Below are 23,499 nucleotides of genomic sequence, written 5' to 3'. Positions count from 1 at the left end.
TTCCCCCTTATCTTCTATCGACTGCTTTTGCCGAGCGGTCTCCGGCGAATTGAATGAGCTGTACTATGATGATTAAAATGACGACAGTTGCCAGCATGATTTCATTTTCAAAACGATAGTAACCGAAGCGAATCGCTAAGTCCCCGATACCACCTCCACCAATCATCCCGGCCATTGCCGAGTAGCTAAGTAAGCTAATAACTGTGACGGTAAGTCCGGCAATCATCCCTGATCTCGCTTCTGGAAGCAACACATCTTTGATGATCAACCACGCAGATGCACCCGTAGATTCGGCCGCTTCAATGACGCCTTTGTCAATTTCCCGCAAAGACGTTTCCACCAAACGGGCATAGAATGGGATTGCGGCAAAAGTCAGTGAAACACTCGCGGCAGTGGGTCCCATCGTCGTACCGAGAATAAGTTTCGTCACAGGAATCAAAACAACGAGTAGTATAATGAAGGGAATCGATCGAATAACATTGACGATTGTCCCTGCGACACTCTGTAGGACTCGGTTTTGCCAGAACATCCCTTCACTTGTTACAAATAGTCCAACGCCTAAAGGAACACCGATGACGATTGCAAATGCGACGGCAATCCCCATCATCCAAGACGTTTCAAGAAAAGCATTTCCGAAATCAGTTATAATATCAGGCGGCATTTGCGAGCACCTCCAATTGGTTTGTCCGTGTTGTAATATAGTCGATTGCATTCTGTAATTCTGTTTTTTCTCCATCAATTTCAATGATGAGCGTTCCAAGCGGACGGTCCTGTATGTACGTTATCTGACCGTGAAGAATATTGATGGCGACGTTGTATTTCTTCAACGTTTCTGCAATGACGCCTTCTTCAGCAGATTCCCCGCGGAACACGATTTGGACGATTGACCCTTTTCGGCCCGTTAGCAAGCGTTCTGGCAATGTTAAAGAATGGACCGTTTGCACAAATTGCTTTGTTAAAGCCGTTGCTGGATTCGCGAACAAGTCATAGACGTCACCTGCTTCAACGACTTTTCCGTTTTCCATCACGGCGATGCGGTGGCAAATCTGTTGTACGACTGCCATTTCATGCGTGATCAAGACAATTGTAATGCCTAATGTCTGATTGATTTCCTGAAGCAATTCTAAGATGGACGCTGTCGTTGTCGGGTCAAGAGCCGAGGTTGCTTCATCACACAGCAACACTTTCGGTTCATTTGCCAGTGCACGTGCAATGCCCACACGTTGTTTTTGTCCACCCGATAATTGAGCTGGATAATGTCCCGCACGATCCGACAAGCCAACCATGTCAAGTAATTCCGCTACGCGTTTCTTGATTTCACTCTTGCTTTTGCCCGCAGCTTTCAATGAAAATGCGACATTATCTGCGACCGTTTTCGAGCTAATCAAGTGGAAGTGTTGAAAAATCATGCCAATCTTCACACGTTCTTTCTTTATCTCTCTCTTCGTCAATGAAGTCATTTCTTTTCCGTCGATGAAGATTTGCCCCGCCGTCGGTGCTTCCAACATGTTCAAGCAGCGCAACAATGTACTTTTTCCGGCACCACTGTAGCCAATAATTCCGAAGATTTCACCTTGCTGAATGGTCAGGGTGACATCTTCAACGGCTTTCACGTCTTTATATTGTTTTGTCACATTGACGATTTCAATCATTTAAGTCACTCCTTTTCTGCTTGATAAGGTGGTAGCACATAACCCGCTGCATTTTCTTTCGTGTATTCATAGAATTCGTCGGAATGATACGCAGCCTTCAATGCTTTGGCAAACGGCTTATCTTCGTCTTCTTTTCGTATCGTCAAGTAAATCAAGTAATCTTCAGATGTTTTCTCCACATCGACCGCTTCTGTTAATTTCAAACCTGATGCCAGAGCGAAGTTCCCATTGACGAATGCGAAGTCAGCATCACCGAGTGACCTAGGTGTTTGCGCCGCATCCAGTGGTTGGATTTTCAAGTTGTATTTATTGGTTTCCACGTCTTTTTCGGAAGCTGTTATCGGATTAACATCCTCAGAGATTGTGATCCAGCCGTAGTCTTCCATCATGTTCAAAGATCTTGCCAGGTTTGTCGGGTCGTTTGGCAACGTCACCGTCATGCCTTCTTTCACATCCTCAAGAGCTGTATGTTGGTCCGAATAAAGTGCAATTGGAGCAGTCGGAACGCCATATGCAGGTACGAGGTCCATGTCATGGGATTCATTGAAATTCACTAAATAGTTTCGATTTTGGAATAAGTTCGCATCGATATTTCCTTCATTTAGCGCATTGTTCGGCTGGATATAATCATTGAACTCGACAATCTCAACCTCGAAGCCGTCTTTTTCAAGTATAGGAATAATCCCTTCCTTCAATTGATCACTATAAGGACCCGCTGTTGCGCCGATCTTAATCTTCTTTTCATCATCCGCAGATGCAGACCCGCACCCCGCCAATACCAGTACACTAATTGCAATAAGCAATAAATTTCTAAACACTTTTTTCATCTTCTATTCCCCCTAAATTTCTAATTTATATACAAAAAAGGCCTCCAGCAATTCGCAATATTGTCTTTGAACAATATCGTGAAAGTCAAGAGGCCTCCGGTTGTCCGGTCAGCTTCACTTCTTATTTTCAGTTTTCAGTACTGGGAACCGTTTTTTCTCAGTTCGATCGATTTGAACGATTTGTCCTTCATGGATGGTAATGTGTACCTCTCCAAAATCCAAACCTTTCAGCGCCTGCGTAATCGCATCGATTTTAACTACATCATTCACTTTCAAAACCATTGCGCATCCTCCTTTTTTTCTGAGTGACGGTCACAACGTCTAGTCTGATGATCGACTACAAAAAAGCGGCCTCTTGTGAACTAAGAGGTCGCCGCAACACGTAGTTTGTAGGCAAAACCTCTCATCTGTCAGATGACGAACGACATCTGCTGGAATTGGCACCGTTTGAATGAATTCAATGGTTGCTGAGGCGTCAAAGGGCCAGTCCCTCTGCCTCTCTTTATAAGAGTTTTGTTTATGTAATTGATATTCATAATAATCCATCTATTCCGATGTGTCAACTATACTTTAAAACTATTTACTTTTTAAGTGACGCCTCTACCAATTTTTCATTCCAATTCTCGCGAATGAAGGGCGCTCTTCCCGACTCTTCTTTGAAGACTTTATATTTTTCTGGGTTCTTTTGATAATAGTCTTGATGATAGTCCTCGGCAGGATAAAAGATTGTGGCTTCAACGATTTCAGTAACAATTGGTTTTTCAAAGCGACCACTTTGGATTAACGCCTCTTTTGAGCGTTCCGCAACCTGTCGCTGTTCCTCATGATGGTAAATGATTGCCGTGCGGTAAGAAGTTCCACGACTGCCAAACTGACCATCTGCATCCGTCGGGTCAATTTGCTGCCAATAGATGTCTACTAGTTTTTCATAAGAAAAGACTGTCGGATCATATGTGATTTGCACCGCTTCCGTATGTCCCGTAACCCCCGCACGCACTTCCTCGTACGTCGGATTTTCAGTGACGCCTCCAATATAACCGGAAACTACTTTTTCAATACCGGGTTGCGTATCAAACGGCTGCACCATACACCAAAAACACCCACCCGCAAATGTTGCCAATTCAACTTTTTTCTGAGTCATCATAATCCCCCTCTTCGTTATAATAAACGCCCCTGCCATATAAAAACGACCCCTTCCTAAAAGAAGAGGTCGCCGCATGACAAATATCGCGTGCAAAACCTCTCATCTGTCAGATTCATAATAAATCTGTTGAAATTGGCACCGTTTGAACACTGTTCAATGGTTGCCGAGGCTTCACAGGGTCAATCCCTCCGCCTCTCTTTATAAGAGTTTTAGCTATGTAATTGATATTCATACTAGTCTATCCATTTAGATAAGTCAATGTCTGAAAATATAATTTTGTGATTTTTTACTATATTGAGTAAGATATACGATGTTTGAATGTTTAATATGGTTATGAGAAAAGAACTAGAAGTCTTCAGTTTTGGCAAAGCTTTTAATTAGGTGAGGAAGTGAGTGAAATAGGCACTCTTGGTACTTTCGGATTACAGAAAATTAGCCGATTTAAATTTGGTTGGGTTTCTTCGTTACTTCTTAACGGTTTTTCTGGATAGCTTTTTGTGTGACTTAGTGACTGTCAGTAAGTCGATTTAGTGGGTGGGAATTCGATGGGGATTGCTAGTGATGAATTATTGTTTTAATAATAATAATTTTATTCGTTAGGTGCTTGTTTAAAACGTTTTTTGGGCGTTTGGTTGGGCGGGTTCAACCGATATATGAGTGGTCGTCCGCGATATTCAAGCGGGCACACACATTATATCGGCGGTCCCCAGCGAGCATCGGGCGGTACTCACCCGATACATGAGCGGTACAGCACGAGCTTCAGGCCGTCAATCACATAGAGTTACTTTTAGCTACATGTTCAATATCTAAATAACCTCTTTTATCGAAATTAAAGCTTTTGAAGCAGAACTTGCAACACAAGATAACAAGCTACTCCGGGCTATTGTCTATCTTATTTCTGATGGAATGATTGACATTGTATTCAGCGTTTATACCATGACGAAAATATCATTTTCCGTAAACTCTGGAATCATATCTTCACTTCTTTCTTTTACTTTTTTTAGATTCGTCTTGTCTTTCATTCAGTGGTAAACCAAACTCTGGATAAACCTGCTTTACAATACTTATATTTTTAACAATATAAAAATACCTATGGATATAAACAGAGAAGTAGGCAGTGATAATCGAGACAAAGGAAAGTAATAATACTAAGAAAAGCATTTTTGCAGAATCACTATAGAGGAGTGATAGCACAAGTTGACCTATCACATATCCAATCCCACCAATTGACAGCCAACGGATATTGATACTCTTCATCTGTTGCATTTTATGGTAGGTTCCCGAGTAAAGGGCTTTTATATTTAGCCAATTAATCGTCAACAGTAATCCGATAAGCAGAAACAGCCCAATAATAAAAGGTACTTTCCCCACCGCTCCAACATTGTAATACAACAGTTTTTGCGATGCTAAAAAATAGACATATGTATTAACAACCCCATATACACCAAAAAAGAGATAATAGGACTTCTCAAATTTGTATGGGGCGAATAAATAAAGCAATCCCCAAATTTGTAGGATTACTACCGGCACAATTGCCGCCATAAAATAAATAAACGAAAATGGCGCACCCAGAATTGGAAGCATTCCAGCCAAATATAAGCAGATTAAGAAAAACCCAATAATATTCGATCTGTTTTCCTTAGGTGTTTGGAATTTCAAATAAGATAACGCAATCTTATCAATTTTTTTCTTTTCGATTTTAGGTTCTCTCCTATCCTTTAAACCAAGAAAAAATATTATCGTTAATGTTTTTTACAACTTTTTATAGCATCACAAATTGAATCTGTTTCTCCGTCGTTATGCCGGGTGACACCGACCTGGGAAGAAATAACTTATCCTTTCTAATCTAATAAAAAAGCACTTTTGCTGATTCACTATAAAGGAGTGATAAGGCAAGTTGGACGATTACATATCCCATTGAACAACTAAAAGCGTTACAATCCTGAAAATTTCATTTTCCGTGAATTTAGGAATCATACCTTCATTTCTTTCTTCTCTTGATTTTCTTGTTTACTTTATTTATGCTTCTTTCGCTTTTTCACTGGCAGGTTCCTTTGATTTTTCTGTATTTGGAGCCTGGTGAAGCTGTAGCACTATCCCGCACAATAGGGATGCATAGAAAAACTCATTCCTCTTGACGCACTTGAATCGAATTCTTTGTTAAATATTCCCTTTTAAAGCCAGGATAGTAAGAGGTCCAAATGTTATGTACAAAATACAAAAATGGCAGCGCGGCTACTGGCAATAGAAATAACAAGAACCAATATGGGCTTTCCGTGATTCCTAGGATTGTGCCGCCTATGATACCAAACAGAATATAAAGAATGGATATAAAACAAAGACTTGCGTAGACAAGAAAAAAACCGGTATTCATGTAAACTAATACATACATTTTCATCTTTTTACTTCTTCCTTGAACGAGTTGACTAAACTTCCAGTTCGCCTTTATTTCCGAAGAAGATTGCTTCAATACTTCCCATACGTTGCTCATTATTTTCCTCACGTTTTCTAAACCTCCATCATTTCCCTAAACATAAAAGCGCTACAACTTCGTGAAAAGCTGTAGCACTTTTTTTATTTTTCCAATTCGAATTTAGCGTTTTCGATTTTCACAGTTTTGTTTTCTTCAGTCATCAATTGAAGCAGTTCTTTCCCCTCTGGTGTAACCGGAACGGTAAATGGAATCGCATGGTTTGGCTGAATAACACCTGCAAATGATTCGGATAGGTCTACTTTTTCACGATTGAATACATATTTTACAGTACCCTCCGTTTCAACGCTCAACGTGTATTCTAACGTAATATTTTTGATTCCCTTTTCCAACCGGTTAATCCCTAAGAATAACATGACACTCTCGCCTGCACTCTTTTCTACAAGGTCAATTGCATGAATACTAAAGTCTTCCGCAACCCCAATATCGGGATTGGCTTCTACAAGTCCGGACAATTGTTGATACATCTCTTCTTCCAACGTGACGCCATTTTCCTCGTCCGCTTTCAATACTTGCATCGAAAGAACTTGTTGCTCTTTATCTTTTTCCACGTTTTCTTCATCTCCCGTCTTCGGTTGTTCGTCATTGGTGGCATTACACCCCACTAATAGTATTGCAAAGAATAAAACTCCAATTAGCTTCTTCATTTCGAGACTCTCCAATCATGAATAAAAATTACTGACGCCTATTATTTAGTTACTGTACCTTTTCTTTTGAAAGTAGTCTATCTAACTCTTTTCGGAATGCTAGCTCTCCTTCTGTTTCAAACCCTTTAAATACAACTTCTGCAATATCATCGTGCTGAAAAAAAAGATTCGTATTCGTTGAAATATGCCCTTGCGGATAAGGACATCCAACATAATCCCACATCTTCCCGTCGCCGTCCACTTGGTTTTGTTTTCTACCATAGATCATGATGAAAGGCTCTACACCCTCTATCTTTAGTACTGTCCCAATTGGCAACAGGTTATTTCCTTTATCGATTGATCTTGATTGAAATTGTTTCTTCATTATAAAAAACTCCTTTTTCAGCATTTAGTAAGTAGAAGGCAACTTATTATCACTCTGTTTCAAAGCTGACCCCCACTTTTGCTCCGAATAATAAACGTAAGTCTAATAATATTTCCTTACCAATCTTTGCTTCACCCCCAACGCCAATCGCGGATACACCAAACGTAAACTTCGCGTTTATATCCGTGAATGGTATCCCGAGTGTTGGGTTAACCTCCGCTTCCGCCACCGAAGCTTTTGCCCCAATTCCAATCGATCCTTTATCAAACCCTGCATATGCTTCTGCGTTACCTACACTTGCACCAGCACCTATTCCGGTTCCACCAATCACTTTTCCGAGGTAGGGAATATTTCTATCAAATTGTGTTTTACCTTCCAGCTCATAAGCGGCGCCTTTCACCTTTGCCAATGGCAGAGGCAGATTCAAGCCTAGCACAGATTCCCCACCGATTCTTGCATCAGCAGAACCTTTTAAAACATTGATGGTTCCTTCCGCATCAATAATATCTGTATCAAGTGCCACTTTTCCATGGATCAAACTGGCCTCTGAACTTCCTCCAATTTTGTTATCCCCTTTGCTATACCCATCAAAACCAGACCAATCATTTTTATACATACCTGCTCCGCCAGTAACCGTTACATATTCATTTGCCTCTACGGTATCTCCACCAATGAAAAAGTCAGTATCCGAGGTTTTCTTTGGAGACTCCACTTTCTTCGCGTTAGTACTTATGTTGTTCATGTATTGAATGAACCCGGTATTAAATCCAGCATTTGAAAAGGTTCCATTATTGAAGAGAAGTGAATTTTCATAAGGAAACGGGCTTTGTTTTTCTGAAATGCCTCCTAGAGGTGAAGCTTTTCCCAGCATAGATAGCGGCATATCGAACATTGCCTGATGAGTTAGATCTCTCTTTATGGGATTCAGCGAAGAATACGCAATCCACTCGGACTTTGGAAAGTTGATTCCCGTAAGATTATTTTTAAAAAGTCCTTCTAAATCAATCAGCCAATTTTCCATAGTTCTCAAGTTACTTTCAATCGTTGAAAGAGCATTCGTCTGTTCTGCGTCAAATTGATTCAAATTGGTGACGGTTTCCTCCCATTTTCTTTTTCCATCTCTCACGCCTTGCTGTATTCCCTGATCATTCAAGTGAGGTAAGCCCACAATATCTGAAACCTGATCCATGATCGCATTTGACTCATCTGTTAACGCGCCAGTCAATTGTGATATCGTAGATAGGCCACTTTCGACTTCTCCTTCAAGAAAACTTTCACGAATGAAACCATTTGAACTCGGTTCAAGCGTATTTAGGGACGATTGGATTTGAGTAAGAACGCTATCAAAGGTATTTTTGAAAACAAGAAAAAATTGAACAAAAGGCAAATGACATTCACTGTAAAATGCCCGTATCGCGTTCCCACCTTCCCCTTTCAGGGAATCCTCCAGCGCAACAAGCCCTTCTATGGAAGATTCAATTGCTTTCATCTCGCCTTCCAAACGACCGAGCATCGTAATATTCTTTTGCACCCCTTCTTCAAACGGCCCAACGTCCAGTACCTTCATTGGGTCACCTTCTTCGGTCCAGACAGTGTGTTCTGCATACCCGATGCAACTGTTTCGTCGGATTCACTCATGAATTGAACTGAATTGGTGGTCGTTGCGATATTCGCTTGGAGTACCCGTTGGTAATTTGTCAGTAGCGTTTCCAGCTTGTTTGAGAGCTCCGTCAATTTTGTCACGACATCCAACGTATTTCCTGTAATCGGCGGTTCTGCAGTTGGTTTCAGTGACGTAGTTGCAAGCGTCATTTCTGCTATTTTGCTTTCAACATCCGCGTATACTATTTTTACTTCGGTAGACATTATCTTTGTGCCTCCTCTGCTCTTGCCCTGGCTTCCGCCGCCTGTAAACTCGCAATGGTTGCTTCGATTGAAGCGATTTCAGCAATGAGCGCATTTATTTTATCCGTAATTGCAGTGAATACGTTCGTGAACTGGGTTCCCACGATTTCCAGGTAAGGTGTATGGATTCCCGCTTCGCGAATGTCTTGGAAAGCCGTGGCGATCGTGCCATGCCATGTTGTTGCCGATAGCTCGGGTTGTAGGCACTTTTGTTCATGCGATTGAAATTCCGATTGTTTTCCTGTTAAGGTTGTTTGGCAGGCAATGAGCCGTCTCAGATCCTCTTGTTTTTTCTTTAACAGGGCAATGTAATATGCAAGCAAGCTTTTTCCTCCTATCCTGTAGGTTTACTGCCGTCTGGTGCATTGACCAGTTTCGGTAAGAAAATCGTGAATACCGCAACAAGGCCGGCTGCAATGATGGCTAGTAGAATCATTGTCCGCGTGCTATTGCCGGCAGTTTCCTCTTCAATGCTGTTTACAGGTGATCGCTCGTTTTTAGCAACTTCTGTCTTTGTGAAAAGATTGAGTTCAGCTGATTTCACCGCGACAGTACTTTTCTCTCCACGTTCTGAAGTCCTGAAAAGAGAGGAGCCGTCGCTTCTTTTCGGTAATTTCTTTCTTCCGTCAAAGTAAATATCGAACTGTTTAGTCGGAATGGTGTTTTTCATTTCAACTTTTTTACTGTCATGCAAATAATCGGTGTTTTTTTTGAATTTCAGTTTCTCATAAATAACCGGTTCCAAATCGAGATTGGGTTCATCCTCAACAGAAGCCTGAGCACTAACCCCTCCCACTGTCCAAAAGAGTAGCAGCGTTAGATAAAACAAGCCCCTTATTTTATTTTTCATAGGCTTATTCTTCCGTTACAATTTCATTCTTTTTATAGTTACTGATTAAATAAGAGACAGCGAGCATCGCAATTGCAACGAGGCCAGTTACGATTGAACCTCCTATGAAACTTGTTTCAGGTTCATACCTTATAGACATATAAACTGTCGATAAAATATCAGGAATACTCAATTCCGGGACAGCAAGAATGAGTAAAGGAATGATGTATAAACTCATCAAAGCAACACTTGCTATCCACCCTGCCGTTTGTCCAAACTCCAGGGTTGCACGGATAATCGCACTACCGGCAAGAAGCAGTAGAATCGTGAAGATGGTCCACTGGACTGCACGTTGGTCGTTTAGAATGTACATATTGATGCTATACAAGCTAATGATTAGCCCTACGAGCAACGAAAGAATTCCAGTCATTCCGAGACGGAAACCGATGGGTCCTTCTTTAATGCGGTAAGTGAAGAAACCGATTAACAAACTGCTCATTAACAGAATGAGGAATAGAATGACGGGCGGCACTTTTTGCACTTCATCCGAAAATGCGGCTTCCCCTTTGACTTGCAGTGGATTAACAAAGTGATTAAAGACATAGCCATTCTCTTGACCGTCCACATAGGTGTTGCCTAGGAAGTCTTGAATATCAGTATCAAATTCGGACATGGCACCCACATTTGTTTCCCATTTATCGCTGAATTCGGTGGATGTAGCTTTAATATCGTCTGCTTTGACAGTTAAATCATTGGCATAGTTGACAAGGCCATTTTGTCTGTCGGATAGTGAATTCATCATGCCGCTCAGCGCAACAAGCTGATTGCTCACTTCCCTTTGCCCTGTTGCCACTTCCCCTTCAGTTGTTGCGGGAACTGGTTCTCCTGACGTTTCTTGTATCTGACTCAGAAGAAGATTTGCCTGCTCATCAATGGCATTCAATTCAGTCAATAACGCTGCATGCTGCTCCTCCACAGTTTCTTTATAGCCGGACATGATCGCTGCAAACGTTGTACTCAAATCACTCATGCCGATTTCAGTTGCAGGGATACTTCCCCCCACTGCGTCCCAGCCTTCAAGTTCCGTTTCGTTCAGGTTGACAACGTTTTTTAATAATGCAGTTAAGATCTCATCTTTCAGAATGCCGTCTTTAAGGGTGTTTTGCCCTTGTTCATTGAGCATGAATTCAAATTGTTCCAGCGTTGCATAATAGGACAGCAGTGCCGGTGTATCTTTGCTGGTAGCACCTTTTGCAAAGATCCCTTCCAATCGAGCTCGCTGATCGGCTGATAAACTGTTGTGTTTTAGAAGAGATGCTTCTTTTTCTTTGATTTCGATTAATATTTGCGCCGTATCTGTAGGGTTGGACTTCACTAGATGTTGAACGGTGTCATACTCGCCGTACAATACTTTGTAATTGCCAATCAAGTCATTATAGTCTGCGGATGCTTTGACGTAATTATCTACACCCTCTTTTTTGGAACTGTTCCAGATTGATTCTTTTTCGGACAGAATTGTATTCATGGATGAAAGTTCGTTTTCAAGATTCGTCAGTTCGCTAATGAGTGCTGACTCGGGATTTGTTACAGCCACATTTGCTTTCATAGTAGAAAGAGCTGCTAGAACTGCGTTGACTTTCGTTTGTTCTTCTTCTAGACCTGGCAGTGCCAAAGCCAGTTGATCAGCTGCTTTACGATCCATTTCTTCTTTTATCGCAAGCATCTGTGCTTCTATAGCAGATGGGTTAGAGGTTCCTTCTGTGGAGCCGTTTTTCCCATTTGCGATGCCATTTTCTAAATTGCGTAAAATGGAATTATTATAACGGTCGATTGCTGTTCCTTGTACGACGAGGAGATCTTTCAGTTGCCGATCGACTTCGCTTTTTCGTAGGTCGGACAGTGCGTCGAATTTCTGTTTGTTGACGTCAATTATATTATTCACTTTTTGAATTTTGCTGTTTAAATGTTCGTTACTGTCTTCAAGTGTTTGAACCGATTGGTTAAATTGGTTTGCTTGGTTGGCAGCTGCTGCGTGAATCTTAGCCAGACTGTCATTTTGGACGGTTTGCAGAATGTCTTTCTGATTTGCTTGGAACTCTTTATACTGCTGTACATAAGTTATGAAACCGTCCATTTGTTGCCCGAACGAATCTGCATTTTCAATTCGGGTCGTATGTCCTTCATTCGCATCACTCATTTCAGTACGTAAAACATCCATCTGTTCTTTCTGAAAATTCATCTCTGCTGCTAGTTTCTCAGAACCTGGTTTGTAGTAGTCGGACATTGCAGTGAGAAATTCCGTTTCCTTACCTAAGATATTATTAAACTCTTGTTTGATATGATCCATTTCTTGTGCAATATAGCTCCAATACAGTGTCGACACTTTATCATTGACACGGTTTGTAGCCGTTTCAATTTCATGCAGTACTTTTTCCTTTTTAGTACCCGCTTTTTGAGGTTGTACCTGGTAAGAAAATTCCGCTTTTTCCGGATTCTGTTGATCGTAAGACATGATGCTATCCGAAAAGTCTGATGGGATGAACACAATTGCCTCATGCTGATTCGATTTCAATCCGTTAACGGCAGTACCACGGCTCATTACTTTCCATTCATACGGTGAATCTTCCCCGAGAATGGAAACGACTTCTTCACCCATTGCGACATTTTCGTCATCCTTTGATATGCCTTGGTCTTCGTTGACAATCGCGATAACCCGTTTATTTGAGTTGTCAGCGTTTAAGAGATTGACGCCAAGGAGCTGGAAGAAAAGAATCGGAAGCGCTACGATGAGCACAATTCCCACAATCATTTTAATCATCTTGATATTCTTATTTGTTGTCATTGCAGAATCTTCCTTTCAATCTTACATAACGGGATTTGAATTTTAGCGGCATTGCCGTTCAAAATGTAATGAGCGAATCCTAACGGAAGTTCCGCTTCTTTACGCTCGTAAGCAACTGTGTATAAGGTCTGTTCCGATTTCTTCATGAAGATGAGCGCTTGGCGAACGAGTTTCAATTCGTTCGTAAATGCATCATATCCTTTTGTAATCTCTGCGTTGTTTCCGGAGACTAAGACATTGAATCCTAAGTGTGAATACTTTTTCATCAATTTCGATAAGCGGTCTTGTATCCCACTATCCGCAACTTGTAAGAACCGTGTATAGCCATCGATTATAAAATAGGAAGGCAATATTTCTAAGGTTCCTTGTCCTGCTGTTACAGATTCAAGATACTCTTTTTCTGCTTGTATATAAAATTGTTCAACCTGTGTGATCCATTCAATGAGACGTTCTTTCGTTTCCAAGTAGTCGACTTTTGATTCGCCAGCAAATAGTGACAGACCACGGTCGAATGAGTCGAAGATGGCGATGAAACCAGCATCTTGCTCTAGTAATGTCTGAAGAATCCACTTCAACGTATTCGTTTTCCCACGTTGGACTTGGCCTACAAGAAGACAATGACGGTTTCTCCTGAAATCGATCATCACTGGCTGGACGCTTTCTTCATCCAAACCAATTGGCACAAGGCCTACTTGTTTTTCTGCCTGAATGAAGGAAGGGAAAATGGTTGACGTCAATTCAAGCGGCAACATCGGAATCGATTGAGGCATTTCGTCGTTGCGGTAGTGCTCCTTCAATTCGCGGGCTTTCACTTTTATGGCTTCCAGTACTTCGAAATCATTTTCCCCAGACGCGGGGAGAATCATTTGTGCAAAATACACATCCTCTTTCTTCACAATCGCTCTCCCAGGGAACGGCTCCAGTTCAAACGGTACGCGCCCAATGACTGTGAAAGATTCTGTGGAATCCATCAAATAATGAACCACTTTCGTTTTCAAGTTATTCATGAGCGACTGTCTGACCGATTGAACCCTTGTCGCGGCGACGAAGAGGTAGATACCCAGCGACTGCCCATCCCGGCCGAATTGGATCAGTTGCATTTCAAGTTCTTCTATTTCCTCACGGATGATATCGTAATTATCGACAACCAAATAGATGAGCGGTAAACGTTGACTTGCTACTTCGTTGTACATCGTAATATTGCTGACTTCCGCTTGCTGGAAGGCGATTTTCCTTTTCGATATCTCGTCTTTCATCATTTTGATCAGTTTTTCACGTTTCAACTCTTCGTCCATAGTGAAATAATCTGCCGTATGAGGCAATTGACGAAGCGGAAGCAGTGCGCCATTTCCATAATCCAAAATGTAGAAGTTCGCATCACTTGGTGTCAGATTGTCAGCAATGCCCATAAGTGTCGTCAGCAATGTGTATGACTTTCCATATCCTGAAGAACCGAAAACACCAAGATTGCCGTCTTTCATCCAGTCATAATCAATCGGCGTCTGACTTTGTTTTTCTGGTTCATCAATCATACCGATTGGGAAACTGCCCAGCTTGGGAAACGCATCTTTCGGTCTTTCGATGCGCAGTGACAATGGTGGCAACCATGGACTGGCCAGTTTACGAATGGATAGTTCTGCTTGCGTCTGTGCAATTTTTGCGGTGACGGCTTCCATTTCGGTTAAACTGTTCTTTTTCTTGCTGACACTTGTTTCAATGCCGGACAGCGGATATAGACCGAGGTCCGTAACAATGGCAATGTCGTCTTCCCCTTCTAGCGTCTCTTCCATATAAGGTGCGCCGCTCCAAGCGGACTGGAACAATTCGTACACTTCGTTGTTCCCAACTTGTAAATAGCCGCGGCCCGTTTGGGTGATCGTGGCTGCGTCGCCGTTTTTCAAAATTTCTTTACTATCCGATGCATCCTGTACTTTCAAAGCGACACGGAAACGGGCATTACTCCAAATCTGCTCATCGATGATGCCACCTGGTTTTTGTGTAGCTAAAATGAGGTGGACACCGAGGCTTCGTCCGATACGGGCAGTACTGACAAGCTCGCGGATGAATTCAGGTTCTTCGCTTTTCAACTCTGCGAATTCATCTGAAATCAGGAATAAATGCGGTAAGGGCTCCGTTGCATTCCCTTCTTTATAAAGGTTCGTGTAATCATCGATATGCGTGACAACGTATTGGTCGAAAAGACGCTGCCTGCGTTTCAATTCACTATTAATAGAAGTAAGTGCGCGCATACTGAAGTTTTTACTGCCTTCAATGTTAGTGATTGTGCCTAACAGATGGGGGATATGCTTAAAGGGCTGTGCCATCCCGCCGCCTTTATAGTCAATCAACAGAAATGCAACTTCATGAGGATGGAAGTTAACGGCTAGCGATAAGATAAAGGTCTGAAGAAATTCACTCTTCCCGGAACCCGTCGTCCCAGCCAGCAAGCCGTGTGGACCATGTGCTTTTTCGTGCAGGTTCAAGTGGACGAGCTCTTCTTTCCCTTTGAAACCAACCGGAACCGCGAGTGACTTCGCTGATTCATTGGTTTTCCAGTTGTGCGCAATTGGAACGTCTTCCACATCCTTCACGCCAAACATTTCTAGGAAAGCGACGGAATCAGGAATTGAATTTTTCATGCCGATTTGATGATTGAGCGTTTTCAACATGCGGGCAAAGCGCTCATTCGTCGAGCGGTCATTATCGTCAAGCTGGAAGGGGGTATTGACTGCCTTCCCAGCATTGATGAGGATATCCCCTTCCCGCTCATTGACGTATCGGATCAGCGTATGGACATTCTCCGTCATACGCTCTTGTGCGGACTCTGCAAAGATCACGGAAATACCGAGATCCGCATTGTTTTTCCCTTCCAAATACTCCAAAATTACATGCTCCGCGATTAACGGATAGTTGGATACAATGAAAACGAGATGAGGTGTAAATTTCACTTTCCCTTTCATTTCATCTATATCGCGTTCGCGAATGATTTCATAAAGCGATGATAGCAACTGATCACGAGTCTCCTCGTTATGGATTAACCCCTTCGCATGCATATTCGGCAATTGGAAATGCGGCAGCCACTTCATCCATTCAACGTCTTTGTAATCCTTATTCTTAAAGATATAAATGAATCTCGTGTCATGGTAACTATGTGAAAAAGCGAGTTGACCCACAATCTGATTCAGTGCACGCTTGCTAACCGATTCCTTTCCGACAATACCGAGAATCCCTTCTGATAAGCGAGCAGTAATGGGGGCATTCGGAATTTCTTTGTAAACACTCTCCATCCGCTGCGCTTGTTCGAGCAAATCATCGACTTCCCGATTCGCCAAATCTCCGGATGACAGCGAAATGGCATAACTCGCTGGGACATTCCCCGTACCAAGCCTGAATTCTAGGAAATCGTTACTATCCAGCGCCTTCTCCCAAATCCTACCTGACAACTGATCAGTCATTTGTTTCATCTCTTCAAATGGAGGGAAATGATAATCGAGCACTTCCTTCTGTTTCGTGGAAAGCGTATAAAGTTCCTCGCGCATATTTTGCAAATAAGCTGCGTACACTCGGCGTCTTTTTGCTTCATTTGACTTACGGCGTTTTCGATCTTTGAAAAATTGAACTGTCGATGTAACGAGCGTCATTAAAAACATTGAAATGGAAATGATGATGAAAATTCCCCGCGGTATTAAGATTGCAACGAGCCCCATGACGATGAGCATCACAAGAGGTGGCGCAATGATGAGCAATAACCCACGGCCCGAATCATCACTTTCCTGCGCTGGAAATGACAACGATACTTTTTCTTCAGGGAGATCGTAAATCATTCGCGGCGTCCGTCTATAATCAGGATACATAGAGATAATTTCAGATGTCGGTACATCGATTTCTGTTAGATGGGTAGTGTAGTCAATCGCAGAAGTGACTTCTAAAATATCTTGTTCAATTAACTTCATTTCCATGAATGCCCATTGAAGCACATCCCCGATTTGAAGCACTTCATTGATGTCCTCTTTTTTGCCGTTTACATACAAAGGACAACTGTAATTCTTTTTAATAATCCAGCCCTTTGCTGTTTTGTTCAATGAAAATTGACCGGGCTCCGCTTCAGGAAAACGGGTTTCATTTCGATTGAACGTAGCCGTGTCATGTAATCTATTAAAAGAAACCTCATTTTCATAATCAAGGTAGTACGTTTTAGAAGTTACAGGCGTAATTACCACATACAAAACCAGTTCCAGTTCTTTTTGCTCAATGGATAAACTTGCTTCAGGCGTTAGCGACCCTACATAATCAGCGTCGTCTCTCACCGAAAAGCCGCCCTCATCTTTTACCACTGTAAAAGGACCTGACATAAAGGGAAAAGACCGAATCGTGACGTCATTTTCGATGTTGGGTCCGATTGTTAGAGACGTAAATTCTTCTTCATGTAGATCGATACGCTGATAATTCTCCCCGTAAAACACCCATAGTTGTAGCACATGCACACCTTCTTTATATAATTCGAGTTGAAGCTTAGGAACCTGCTTCTTTGTCCTTCGCTTTTTCTAGTTGTTTCTCTGTTTCTACTTGCTTCGCTTTCTCTTCGGCTGCTTTTTCTTTCTCTTTGGCTTGTTTTTCTTCCTCTTCAGCTTGTTTCGCTGCTTCTTCAGCTTCTTGTTCTTTTGCTACATTTTCTTCCTCTTGCTCCATTAACTCTTCATAAGCATCGACTTCAGTGTCCACTTCTTCCAAGAGGTATTGTTTCTCTTCCCCTGTTAGATCTTGGTCCGCTTGAATTTCTTCGCGCCTTTTCAATAATCCAAAAGCAATGAGCTCGCCGTCTTCCATCGATCTGGCCAAATCCACGGCATCCGCAGCTTCTCCACGACCTAGATAGATCCAGTACTTTAAGTAGTCCGTATCCGTCTGCAGTGTAATGTTAGACAACACATTCTTTTTCTGCTCTTCGTCCAATCTTTCATTGGTTACAAATGAATACGCCAGTTCATAGAGCATCACGTAAGGCATTGGCTTGATGCTATAAGGGCTTAACACGGTGACAACTTCACTGTAATTCCGTAGTAAAAAATATTCATGGCTATCGATGTACGCTTCGTTTTTCGGCTTTTCGTGTAGTAAGTATAGTATTGCGAATAGAAGTGCGGGTATCAGTAGCACGCTAAGTCCGATCGATGTCCATTTTGCCATTTTCCATTTTTTCCGCGGAAGTTTTACAATCGTTGTCTCTTTCGTTTCCAACAGCTCAAGCTGCTGTTCAATATAATCTAGTAAGGATTGACTGTCTGGCATATTCATTACTTTCGCGCCGACTTCTTTCAACTCTAGGACCTCGTTATACTTTAAAAAATCTTCAAATGTGAATGAATCATCTACTGCCGCGGCCACCGCTGCTTTTGTTTCCAGCCAGACGCGCTCTTTATTAGTTCCAAATGGCGGCAAACTGCCCATCACACCGTAATAAATGAAGACCGGCGTCATTCCTTTACTGTAAACAATGTTTTCCGGACTGACGATCAGATTGAGACGGGGATACGGATGCGCTTCGACGTTCGTTACAAGCTGATGCGCAAACATCCATCTTGACCTAACTTCTTCCGAATGCATTTCACTAAATCGTTTCAACGAACTTGGAATCGTTGCCTGGATGATCAATTCATCATCTGTACTGGTAATCTCTTTACCAATCTCAGGATTTACTTCTTGTAAAAAGAGGATTTCATTACTACTTTTCAAACCGATTCGTTCTTTTTGGAAGACGAAGGTGCTATTATTCTCTTCCTCGTTGATCTCCGCACCGATTAAATCTTTTAAATATGTATGTCCTTTTTCCGCCATCTTATTGACTCCTTCAAATGATTTCGATACGGTCACCTGTCGTGATCCCACAATGCGCTAGCGTTAAATGCCCAGGAAATCGTTTATCTTTATTAACTACCCGAATCCAATGACCTTCACGAGGATCCTTTGAAATTGAATTGGCCTGCCAAGCAATATCTATCATCTTTTTCATTGAATAATAGTCTGATAATCGTAGGTCGATGACATCCCCTTGATAATTTGACAGATCTACTGTAATTTCGATATACATTCCTATTCACCTCAATGAAGGAAAGAGCGCCTTCCTATGAGGGAATGACGCTCCACTATTTTCTGACGCTGTACGATTAACCGCGGATTTGTCCTGCGATTTGCTGATCTGCGTCTTGCAAAGCTTGTCCTGCACGGCTAAGTTGTACGCCGACTTCGCTAAGCAATTCACGCATTTCATTGAAACTTGGCTTAAGGCGCTCATATTGTTCAGCGAACGCTGCACTAGAAGCCCCTTCCCACATCGATTGCAATTCACCAATCATCCCGTCCAAACGGCCGATTTGTGAAGCAACCTCTCCTGATTCATGGTTGTAGCGTGATGCCATTGCATCCAGTTCAGCTGGTGTTACGCGAATAATTCCTGACATTCAAAACATCTCCCTTTTTGATCGAATTTTAGTGCATTTATAAAATAACTGTATGGATAATGACAATTTCTCATTACGATACAGAAACTTCTGAAGTTAGACTACCGTTTTTTTGTAGCATCACCTCCTTAAGTTGATGGGACTTAATCAAACACGCCTCAGCGTGTTTGCGCCGGAGACTTTGGGCCGACAGGATGTTGGTTACTCAGACGTTGCCGCAGGACGCGGCGATCTTAGTCTGAGTTCCCCTATTCAGGCGGTTGCCATTCTGAAATGAATGCCTGTATCGCCAATTCTTGCCACCTATAACGGTAGTAGACTTCTACTGAATGAAGTTAAATCGTCCCCCGGTCCACCTGCTCATTTAATAGGACAATGTTACTTAACACGCTTTCCGATATTTCCAATGAGGCTTCAATTGCATTTCCTTTTTCATATGCCAATTGAAATGTTATATCTTTAAACAGAATTTCCATTTCATCCATAATTGCAGAGGCTGCGAGATTGTATAAACGAACATTTTCAAATTTACCCGGTTCAAAAATAGCTGTATCGATATAGGGCTTAAAATTACTCACCATTTCGGGCAAGTTCCCTATCATACTACCTACCCCTTTTAGAAGACCTTCAATCGTAGACTTCATTTCTTCTATCGGTTCCAAGGCTTGTTTTGCTGCTGCTTTCACTTTTTGATCGAAATCGGAAAACAAACTGACAACCAGCCCGACAGGATTTCCATATAAGCCGACATTTACTGCTGTATTAATACTAGCGACAATCATTACAAGAGCTGCCTCAATTAATAGAAGTACGATTTCCATCGCTAGAAGAATTGGCATGAGAACCCTAGTCGTAACTGCAGTCATATTGGTATGAGCGAGTTCGACTTGTGTTTCTTTGATTTTCATTTTCGTCTCTAAGTACGGCGAAGGGTCTAGGGAAAAAACAGCTGTTTTTTGTACGGAATCTGTATCTTCAAGCGATGAGGCATTTGTACGGATTACTCCTGCCAAGCTCGCGTCTTTATTGGTAAACGCATCTGCCACAGACTGAACTTGGTTTTCATAGTCAGTCAACTGCCCATTCATTTTGTCTTTGTTCGTAAGCATTATGGCATAGTGCGCAGTCAGTTCCCCAACAACAGCATCGACAAAGAAATCTTTTCCGCCTCTAAAGAAGTCTGGTATGTCTTTTAAGATAATGGTTTGTGCACCGGCGACTAAGTTATCTACATCGTCTTTTAAATCATTTAAGTAGTTCCTAACAGGAGCAAATAGACTTTCTACACTAATTTCTATTGACATCACATATTCTATTAGCTCTACAGGTTTAGAATTTAAGATAGAGTTTAAAAAGCGGCATCTTTCTTCAGCTAGGTCTAGAAGTAAAATTAGACCATCAATACAGGCTTTAATTAGAGAACCTGTACCCGCAATACCGATGAAAATTGGATTGCCTGCCGTTTCTTCAAGTTTTTGTGTAAATAATATCTGCAGCATCGTTACACGCTGGGAAAAATGTGCACTTTCATCATCCACAATGCTGACCGAATTCTCTAAATAGCCCGTTGCCAAGCCCATTCGACCTTTCACATGATCTTTTATTCCGCTTGCGAGAGCGGTCATATGTTTATGGTCGATAGCAATTTTTTCAGCTTTGCCTCCATGAAGAGGGGACCCCGTCCAGATGCTGGTCACTATATGGTCGGCTGCACCAATATGAATGAAGCCATATCCCGGTTCCCCTTTAAGTCCTATTTGAATTGTATAATCACCATTTTTGTCTGCTTCCACATAACCTGTATGATTGGAAGTGAACATGGAGAATAGCGGTAGCCCGTTGTTGATGTTAGATTTTTTGCCGGGGATGCGGTCTTCCAAATTGAGTGTACCTTGTGTACTCGTCAGAAAATCGTATTTACTATAGTAGTTCGTTATGTTGGAGTAGTTTTTTGTTGGATCCACCATGCCTTCAGGTAGCATCGCCGGATTTAATGTAACAGCTTTGACGCGCGGATTTTCAATTGCAACTGCGTTTGTCAATGCACCTGCAAGGGAATTTCCTGTCACGGAGGAGACTTTTCCGTAATCATCATTTACGTCTTTGAAATAGTCTTGGGCATCTTTTAGTTGTACAGGTGTTGTATCGCTTAATAATTTTAAGTTCGTGCCGATCCAGTCTTCTTTCAGTTGTTCGCTCCCTACGAAGACGATGGTTAGTTCGTTCGTGTCGAAGTTTTGGACAGTTAGTGCGTCAAGCCCTGAATCAGTGTCGTATCTAGTGTCAATCACTTTGTAGTCTGATCCATTTAAAGTGAATACATCATTTTTATTATGGTGCTTATAAGCATGATATCCCGCCATTTCAACTAAGTCCTCGTCATTAGCCTTCGATATATGATTTACGTTTTCCGGATTGAAGCGTTTAACTGCATCTACATCGATGAGTTTAATGACATCTTCGATAAAGGAAGGGCTATCCGTAGAATTCAAACTATCAGTGAATTTAGGCATCTCTCTGATTCCCTCACTATTCTTTAATGATTTCATTTGGATTCATACTTTCCAGCGAATTATCCTTTGTTCCGATACCTCTTCTTTTATCAATCAAGTTATCATTCAAAATAATTGTATATGCACCTCTAGGTATACCTTCCATCTCATTAATATCTGAAACGATTTTATCAAAGACCGCCTGATCGGGTTCAGTGTCAGATTCTTTCATATATAATTCTATGAGAATCAACATTTGATTTGGCTTGAAATCAGCTTTACTCAAACTTTTTTGTAATGCTTCTTTACTAATTTCTGGGTTTTCTAAATACATATCATATATCCCTTGAAATGCGTCACCGAGCTTGCTTGTTCTGTACACTGAACTTGAGAATCCAGTCCCTCCGACTTTTTCTACTGCCTCTACGGGCATTCCGACAACAGGATGATTTTGAAGTATACTTTCCAAGTAGTTATCTAGCGTCGCAAATTCATCTTCATAAATCATTGCATATAGTGCACCTTGGATCGCATTTTCAACTTGCCCTTCTTCGGACCAGACTTCATCAGTTTCAACGGTTCCACTATCCACATCGATTGATATAATTGCATATGTATAAAAATGGGGTTCACCTACCGATTCCACAAATACGGTTGCACCATCGACTGCCCCAACGATGTTATGAACAATCACTTCTGTTTTATAGTTGCTAAGGAAAAACTCTTGGACCGCTTCTTCAATTTCTCCACGGTGTTCTTCAGCCAATTTCCCCGTTTCTGGTCGGCTGTCGCGCAATTTATATCCTTCACCAGTGTAGTCTTGTATACGTACGAAGTTCTCTGTTTCGTATGCATTTTTCTTATTTTCAGTTGACGGTTCCTTAACTTCAACTTTTTCCTTACTGGTTAAATTGTCCATACCCGTACATCCTCCTACTAGTAATGATGAGCTCAATGTTAGTGCCAGTATATTTTTATAAATAATATTCAACAAATACACCTCGAATTTTCAAAGTAGATTTCCATCGCACTTCTATGTCTCCTTCCAATTGTACCCCTCGTATGTAAGTTAGTTTGTATTTTTTTGTAAATTATTTGTATGTGTTTTTCATGTAGGCATTTAATCTTGATGGAATACGGCTTCGCAAAATAAATCTAACAACTTCGGAGTACGCTGCTTAGATTATCTAGGAAATTTAAATAAGTCATTATCACTAGCCGACAAATTTAAGTATTGCGTGATTTTCTCTCACCCTTTTATTAATAAGCTAGTTTCATTCTAATAATAAATACCACTCTGCTAACCTACTGTCAAAGAACGCCAATATTTCACGAATTAGGCTTAGATAGTTTAGCCTACTTAACCATGTAGTCTCTATTTTACGAAGTGATAAAAAGTTGTTTCAAATCTAGTATACTGGTACTTTTTTGATAAAATATCGATATACCCACTCTAGACTCGTTACTTTGGATTCATTTTAAGTTTTTGAATATTTAATATATATCTCGATATAAAGATGCTTGAAATGAAGGGATTTAATTGGTATAGAAATTGGGTGGGGATTTATTTTGAATAGTGGAGTGGTTACTTGATTTGGTGTGGTGTATGGGCGGTGGTATTAGTTATACGGGCGGTCCGACGCAGGGTTTGAGCGGTTGCATTCGGTATACAGGCGGTCCGACGCGGGGTTTGAGCGGTTGCATTCGTTATATGGGCGGGCGGACGCGGAGTTTGAGCGGTCGCATTCGGGATACGGGCGGTCGAACGCGGGATTTGGGCGGTTGCATTCTTTATACGGGCGGTCAGCCACGGGGTTTGAGCGGTCACAAACGATATTCGGGCGGTCG

At 41.6% G+C, this 23,499-nt stretch carries 20 protein-coding genes and 2 riboswitches; all 20 genes read right to left on the bottom strand.

All coding sequences use genetic code 11. The features are described 5' to 3' along the window. Positions 1-7: 7 nt before the first annotated feature. Positions 8-661, bottom strand: a complete 654-nt coding sequence (locus AC1TO6_RS15095) for a methionine ABC transporter permease (RefSeq protein ID WP_482102446.1) — start codon at positions 659-661, stop codon at positions 8-10. Continuing rightward, entirely contained in the window at positions 651-1,652 is a 1,002-nt protein-coding gene (locus AC1TO6_RS15090) for a methionine ABC transporter ATP-binding protein (protein WP_482102445.1), read from the bottom strand. The genes AC1TO6_RS15095 and AC1TO6_RS15090 overlap by 11 nt, the downstream gene beginning before the upstream one ends. Before the next feature lie 5 nt (positions 1,653-1,657). Then, complete coding sequence (locus AC1TO6_RS15085) at positions 1,658-2,479, bottom strand: MetQ/NlpA family ABC transporter substrate-binding protein (RefSeq protein ID WP_482102444.1); 822 nt, start codon at positions 2,477-2,479, stop codon at positions 1,658-1,660. Positions 2,480-2,593: 114 nt separating this feature from the next. Further along, positions 2,594-2,761: a YezD family protein gene (locus AC1TO6_RS15080; protein ID WP_482102443.1), complete on the bottom strand. Its 168-nt coding sequence runs from the start codon at positions 2,759-2,761 to the stop codon at positions 2,594-2,596. A 118-nt stretch (positions 2,762-2,879) separates the two neighbouring features. Continuing rightward, positions 2,880-2,990: riboswitch (SAM riboswitch) on the bottom strand. A gap of 69 nt (positions 2,991-3,059) precedes the next feature. Continuing rightward, complete coding sequence (msrA, locus tag AC1TO6_RS15075; protein WP_482102442.1) at positions 3,060-3,620, bottom strand: peptide-methionine (S)-S-oxide reductase MsrA; 561 nt, start codon at positions 3,618-3,620, stop codon at positions 3,060-3,062. 99 nt (positions 3,621-3,719) lie between these two features. Further along, positions 3,720-3,830: riboswitch (SAM riboswitch) on the bottom strand. Positions 3,831-4,601: 771 nt separating this feature from the next. Continuing rightward, positions 4,602-5,282, bottom strand: a complete 681-nt coding sequence (locus AC1TO6_RS15070; RefSeq protein WP_482102441.1) for a hypothetical protein — start codon at positions 5,280-5,282, stop codon at positions 4,602-4,604. A 466-nt stretch (positions 5,283-5,748) separates the two neighbouring features. After that, positions 5,749-6,114, bottom strand: coding sequence for a hypothetical protein (locus tag AC1TO6_RS15065; protein ID WP_482102440.1), 366 nt, complete (start codon positions 6,112-6,114; stop codon positions 5,749-5,751). An 83-nt stretch (positions 6,115-6,197) separates the two neighbouring features. Beyond that, positions 6,198-6,761, bottom strand: coding sequence for a hypothetical protein (locus AC1TO6_RS15060; protein ID WP_482102439.1), 564 nt, complete (start codon positions 6,759-6,761; stop codon positions 6,198-6,200). A gap of 49 nt (positions 6,762-6,810) precedes the next feature. Next, entirely contained in the window at positions 6,811-7,125 is a 315-nt protein-coding gene (locus AC1TO6_RS15055) for a DUF4176 domain-containing protein (protein WP_482102438.1), read from the bottom strand. A 49-nt stretch (positions 7,126-7,174) separates the two neighbouring features. Then, positions 7,175-8,692, bottom strand: coding sequence for a ribonuclease YeeF family protein (locus tag AC1TO6_RS15050; RefSeq protein WP_482102437.1), 1,518 nt, complete (start codon positions 8,690-8,692; stop codon positions 7,175-7,177). After that, entirely contained in the window at positions 8,689-8,991 is a 303-nt protein-coding gene (locus AC1TO6_RS15045; protein ID WP_482102436.1) for a YwqI/YxiC family protein, read from the bottom strand. The genes AC1TO6_RS15050 and AC1TO6_RS15045 overlap by 4 nt, the downstream gene beginning before the upstream one ends. Beyond that, entirely contained in the window at positions 8,991-9,353 is a 363-nt protein-coding gene (locus AC1TO6_RS15040; protein WP_482102435.1) for a YwqH-like family protein, read from the bottom strand. The genes AC1TO6_RS15045 and AC1TO6_RS15040 overlap by 1 nt, the downstream gene beginning before the upstream one ends. An 11-nt stretch (positions 9,354-9,364) precedes the next feature. Beyond that, positions 9,365-9,880: a type VII secretion protein EssA gene (essA, locus tag AC1TO6_RS15035; protein ID WP_482102434.1), complete on the bottom strand. Its 516-nt coding sequence runs from the start codon at positions 9,878-9,880 to the stop codon at positions 9,365-9,367. Positions 9,881-9,884: 4 nt separating this feature from the next. Further along, on the bottom strand, positions 9,885-12,701 hold the full coding sequence (gene esaA, locus AC1TO6_RS15030) for a type VII secretion protein EsaA (protein WP_482102433.1): 2,817 nt from the start codon (positions 12,699-12,701) through the stop codon (positions 9,885-9,887). Next, entirely contained in the window at positions 12,698-17,179 is a 4,482-nt protein-coding gene (gene essC, locus AC1TO6_RS15025; protein ID WP_482102432.1) for a type VII secretion protein EssC, read from the bottom strand. The genes esaA and essC overlap by 4 nt, the downstream gene beginning before the upstream one ends. Before the next feature lie 34 nt (positions 17,180-17,213). Further along, positions 17,214-18,536, bottom strand: a complete 1,323-nt coding sequence (gene essB / locus AC1TO6_RS15020) for a type VII secretion protein EssB (protein ID WP_482102431.1) — start codon at positions 18,534-18,536, stop codon at positions 17,214-17,216. 13 nt (positions 18,537-18,549) lie between these two features. Next, positions 18,550-18,789 carry an ESX secretion system protein YukD gene (gene yukD, locus AC1TO6_RS15015; protein WP_482102430.1) on the bottom strand — a complete coding sequence of 80 codons (240 nt, stop codon included), beginning with the start codon at positions 18,787-18,789 and terminating at the stop codon, positions 18,550-18,552. A gap of 76 nt (positions 18,790-18,865) precedes the next feature. Continuing rightward, positions 18,866-19,159, bottom strand: coding sequence for a WXG100 family type VII secretion target (locus AC1TO6_RS15010; RefSeq protein WP_067212644.1), 294 nt, complete (start codon positions 19,157-19,159; stop codon positions 18,866-18,868). A 335-nt stretch (positions 19,160-19,494) separates the two neighbouring features. Continuing rightward, on the bottom strand, positions 19,495-21,708 hold the full coding sequence (locus AC1TO6_RS15005; RefSeq protein WP_482102429.1) for an SA1320 family protein: 2,214 nt from the start codon (positions 21,706-21,708) through the stop codon (positions 19,495-19,497). Next, positions 21,689-22,570, bottom strand: coding sequence for a DUF1672 family protein (locus AC1TO6_RS15000; RefSeq protein WP_482102428.1), 882 nt, complete (start codon positions 22,568-22,570; stop codon positions 21,689-21,691). Before AC1TO6_RS15000 ends, AC1TO6_RS15005 begins: the two co-directional genes overlap by 20 nt. Positions 22,571-23,499: the final 929 nt, after the last annotated feature.

It is taken from the genome of Sporosarcina sp. Y352, from assembly GCF_056786535.1.
This window is presented reverse-complemented; position numbering and strand designations above follow the sequence as displayed.

Excerpts from the sequence above, each read along its gene's own strand:
- AC1TO6_RS15095 (WP_482102446.1), bottom strand. The coding sequence starts at position 661 with ATGCCGCCTGATATTATAACTGATTTCGGAAATGCTTTTCTTGAAACG.
- AC1TO6_RS15090 (WP_482102445.1), bottom strand. The coding sequence starts at position 1,652 with ATGATTGAAATCGTCAATGTGACAAAACAATATAAAGACGTGAAAGCC.
- AC1TO6_RS15085 (WP_482102444.1), bottom strand. The coding sequence starts at position 2,479 with ATGAAAAAAGTGTTTAGAAATTTATTGCTTATTGCAATTAGTGTACTG.
- AC1TO6_RS15080 (WP_482102443.1), bottom strand. The coding sequence starts at position 2,761 with ATGGTTTTGAAAGTGAATGATGTAGTTAAAATCGATGCGATTACGCAG.
- msrA (WP_482102442.1), bottom strand. The coding sequence starts at position 3,620 with ATGACTCAGAAAAAAGTTGAATTGGCAACATTTGCGGGTGGGTGTTTT.
- AC1TO6_RS15065 (WP_482102440.1), bottom strand. The coding sequence starts at position 6,114 with ATGAGCAACGTATGGGAAGTATTGAAGCAATCTTCTTCGGAAATAAAG.
- AC1TO6_RS15060 (WP_482102439.1), bottom strand. The coding sequence starts at position 6,761 with ATGAAGAAGCTAATTGGAGTTTTATTCTTTGCAATACTATTAGTGGGG.
- AC1TO6_RS15055 (WP_482102438.1), bottom strand. The coding sequence starts at position 7,125 with ATGAAGAAACAATTTCAATCAAGATCAATCGATAAAGGAAATAACCTG.
- AC1TO6_RS15050 (WP_482102437.1), bottom strand. The coding sequence starts at position 8,692 with ATGAAGGTACTGGACGTTGGGCCGTTTGAAGAAGGGGTGCAAAAGAAT.
- AC1TO6_RS15045 (WP_482102436.1), bottom strand. The coding sequence starts at position 8,991 with ATGTCTACCGAAGTAAAAATAGTATACGCGGATGTTGAAAGCAAAATA.
- essA (WP_482102434.1), bottom strand. The coding sequence starts at position 9,880 with ATGAAAAATAAAATAAGGGGCTTGTTTTATCTAACGCTGCTACTCTTT.
- esaA (WP_482102433.1), bottom strand. The coding sequence starts at position 12,701 with ATGACAACAAATAAGAATATCAAGATGATTAAAATGATTGTGGGAATT.
- essB (WP_482102431.1), bottom strand. The coding sequence starts at position 18,536 with ATGGCGGAAAAAGGACATACATATTTAAAAGATTTAATCGGTGCGGAG.
- yukD (WP_482102430.1), bottom strand. The coding sequence starts at position 18,789 with ATGTATATCGAAATTACAGTAGATCTGTCAAATTATCAAGGGGATGTC.
- AC1TO6_RS15010 (WP_067212644.1), bottom strand. The coding sequence starts at position 19,159 with ATGTCAGGAATTATTCGCGTAACACCAGCTGAACTGGATGCAATGGCA.
- AC1TO6_RS15005 (WP_482102429.1), bottom strand. The coding sequence starts at position 21,708 with ATGAAATCATTAAAGAATAGTGAGGGAATCAGAGAGATGCCTAAATTC.
- AC1TO6_RS15000 (WP_482102428.1), bottom strand. The coding sequence starts at position 22,570 with ATGGACAATTTAACCAGTAAGGAAAAAGTTGAAGTTAAGGAACCGTCA.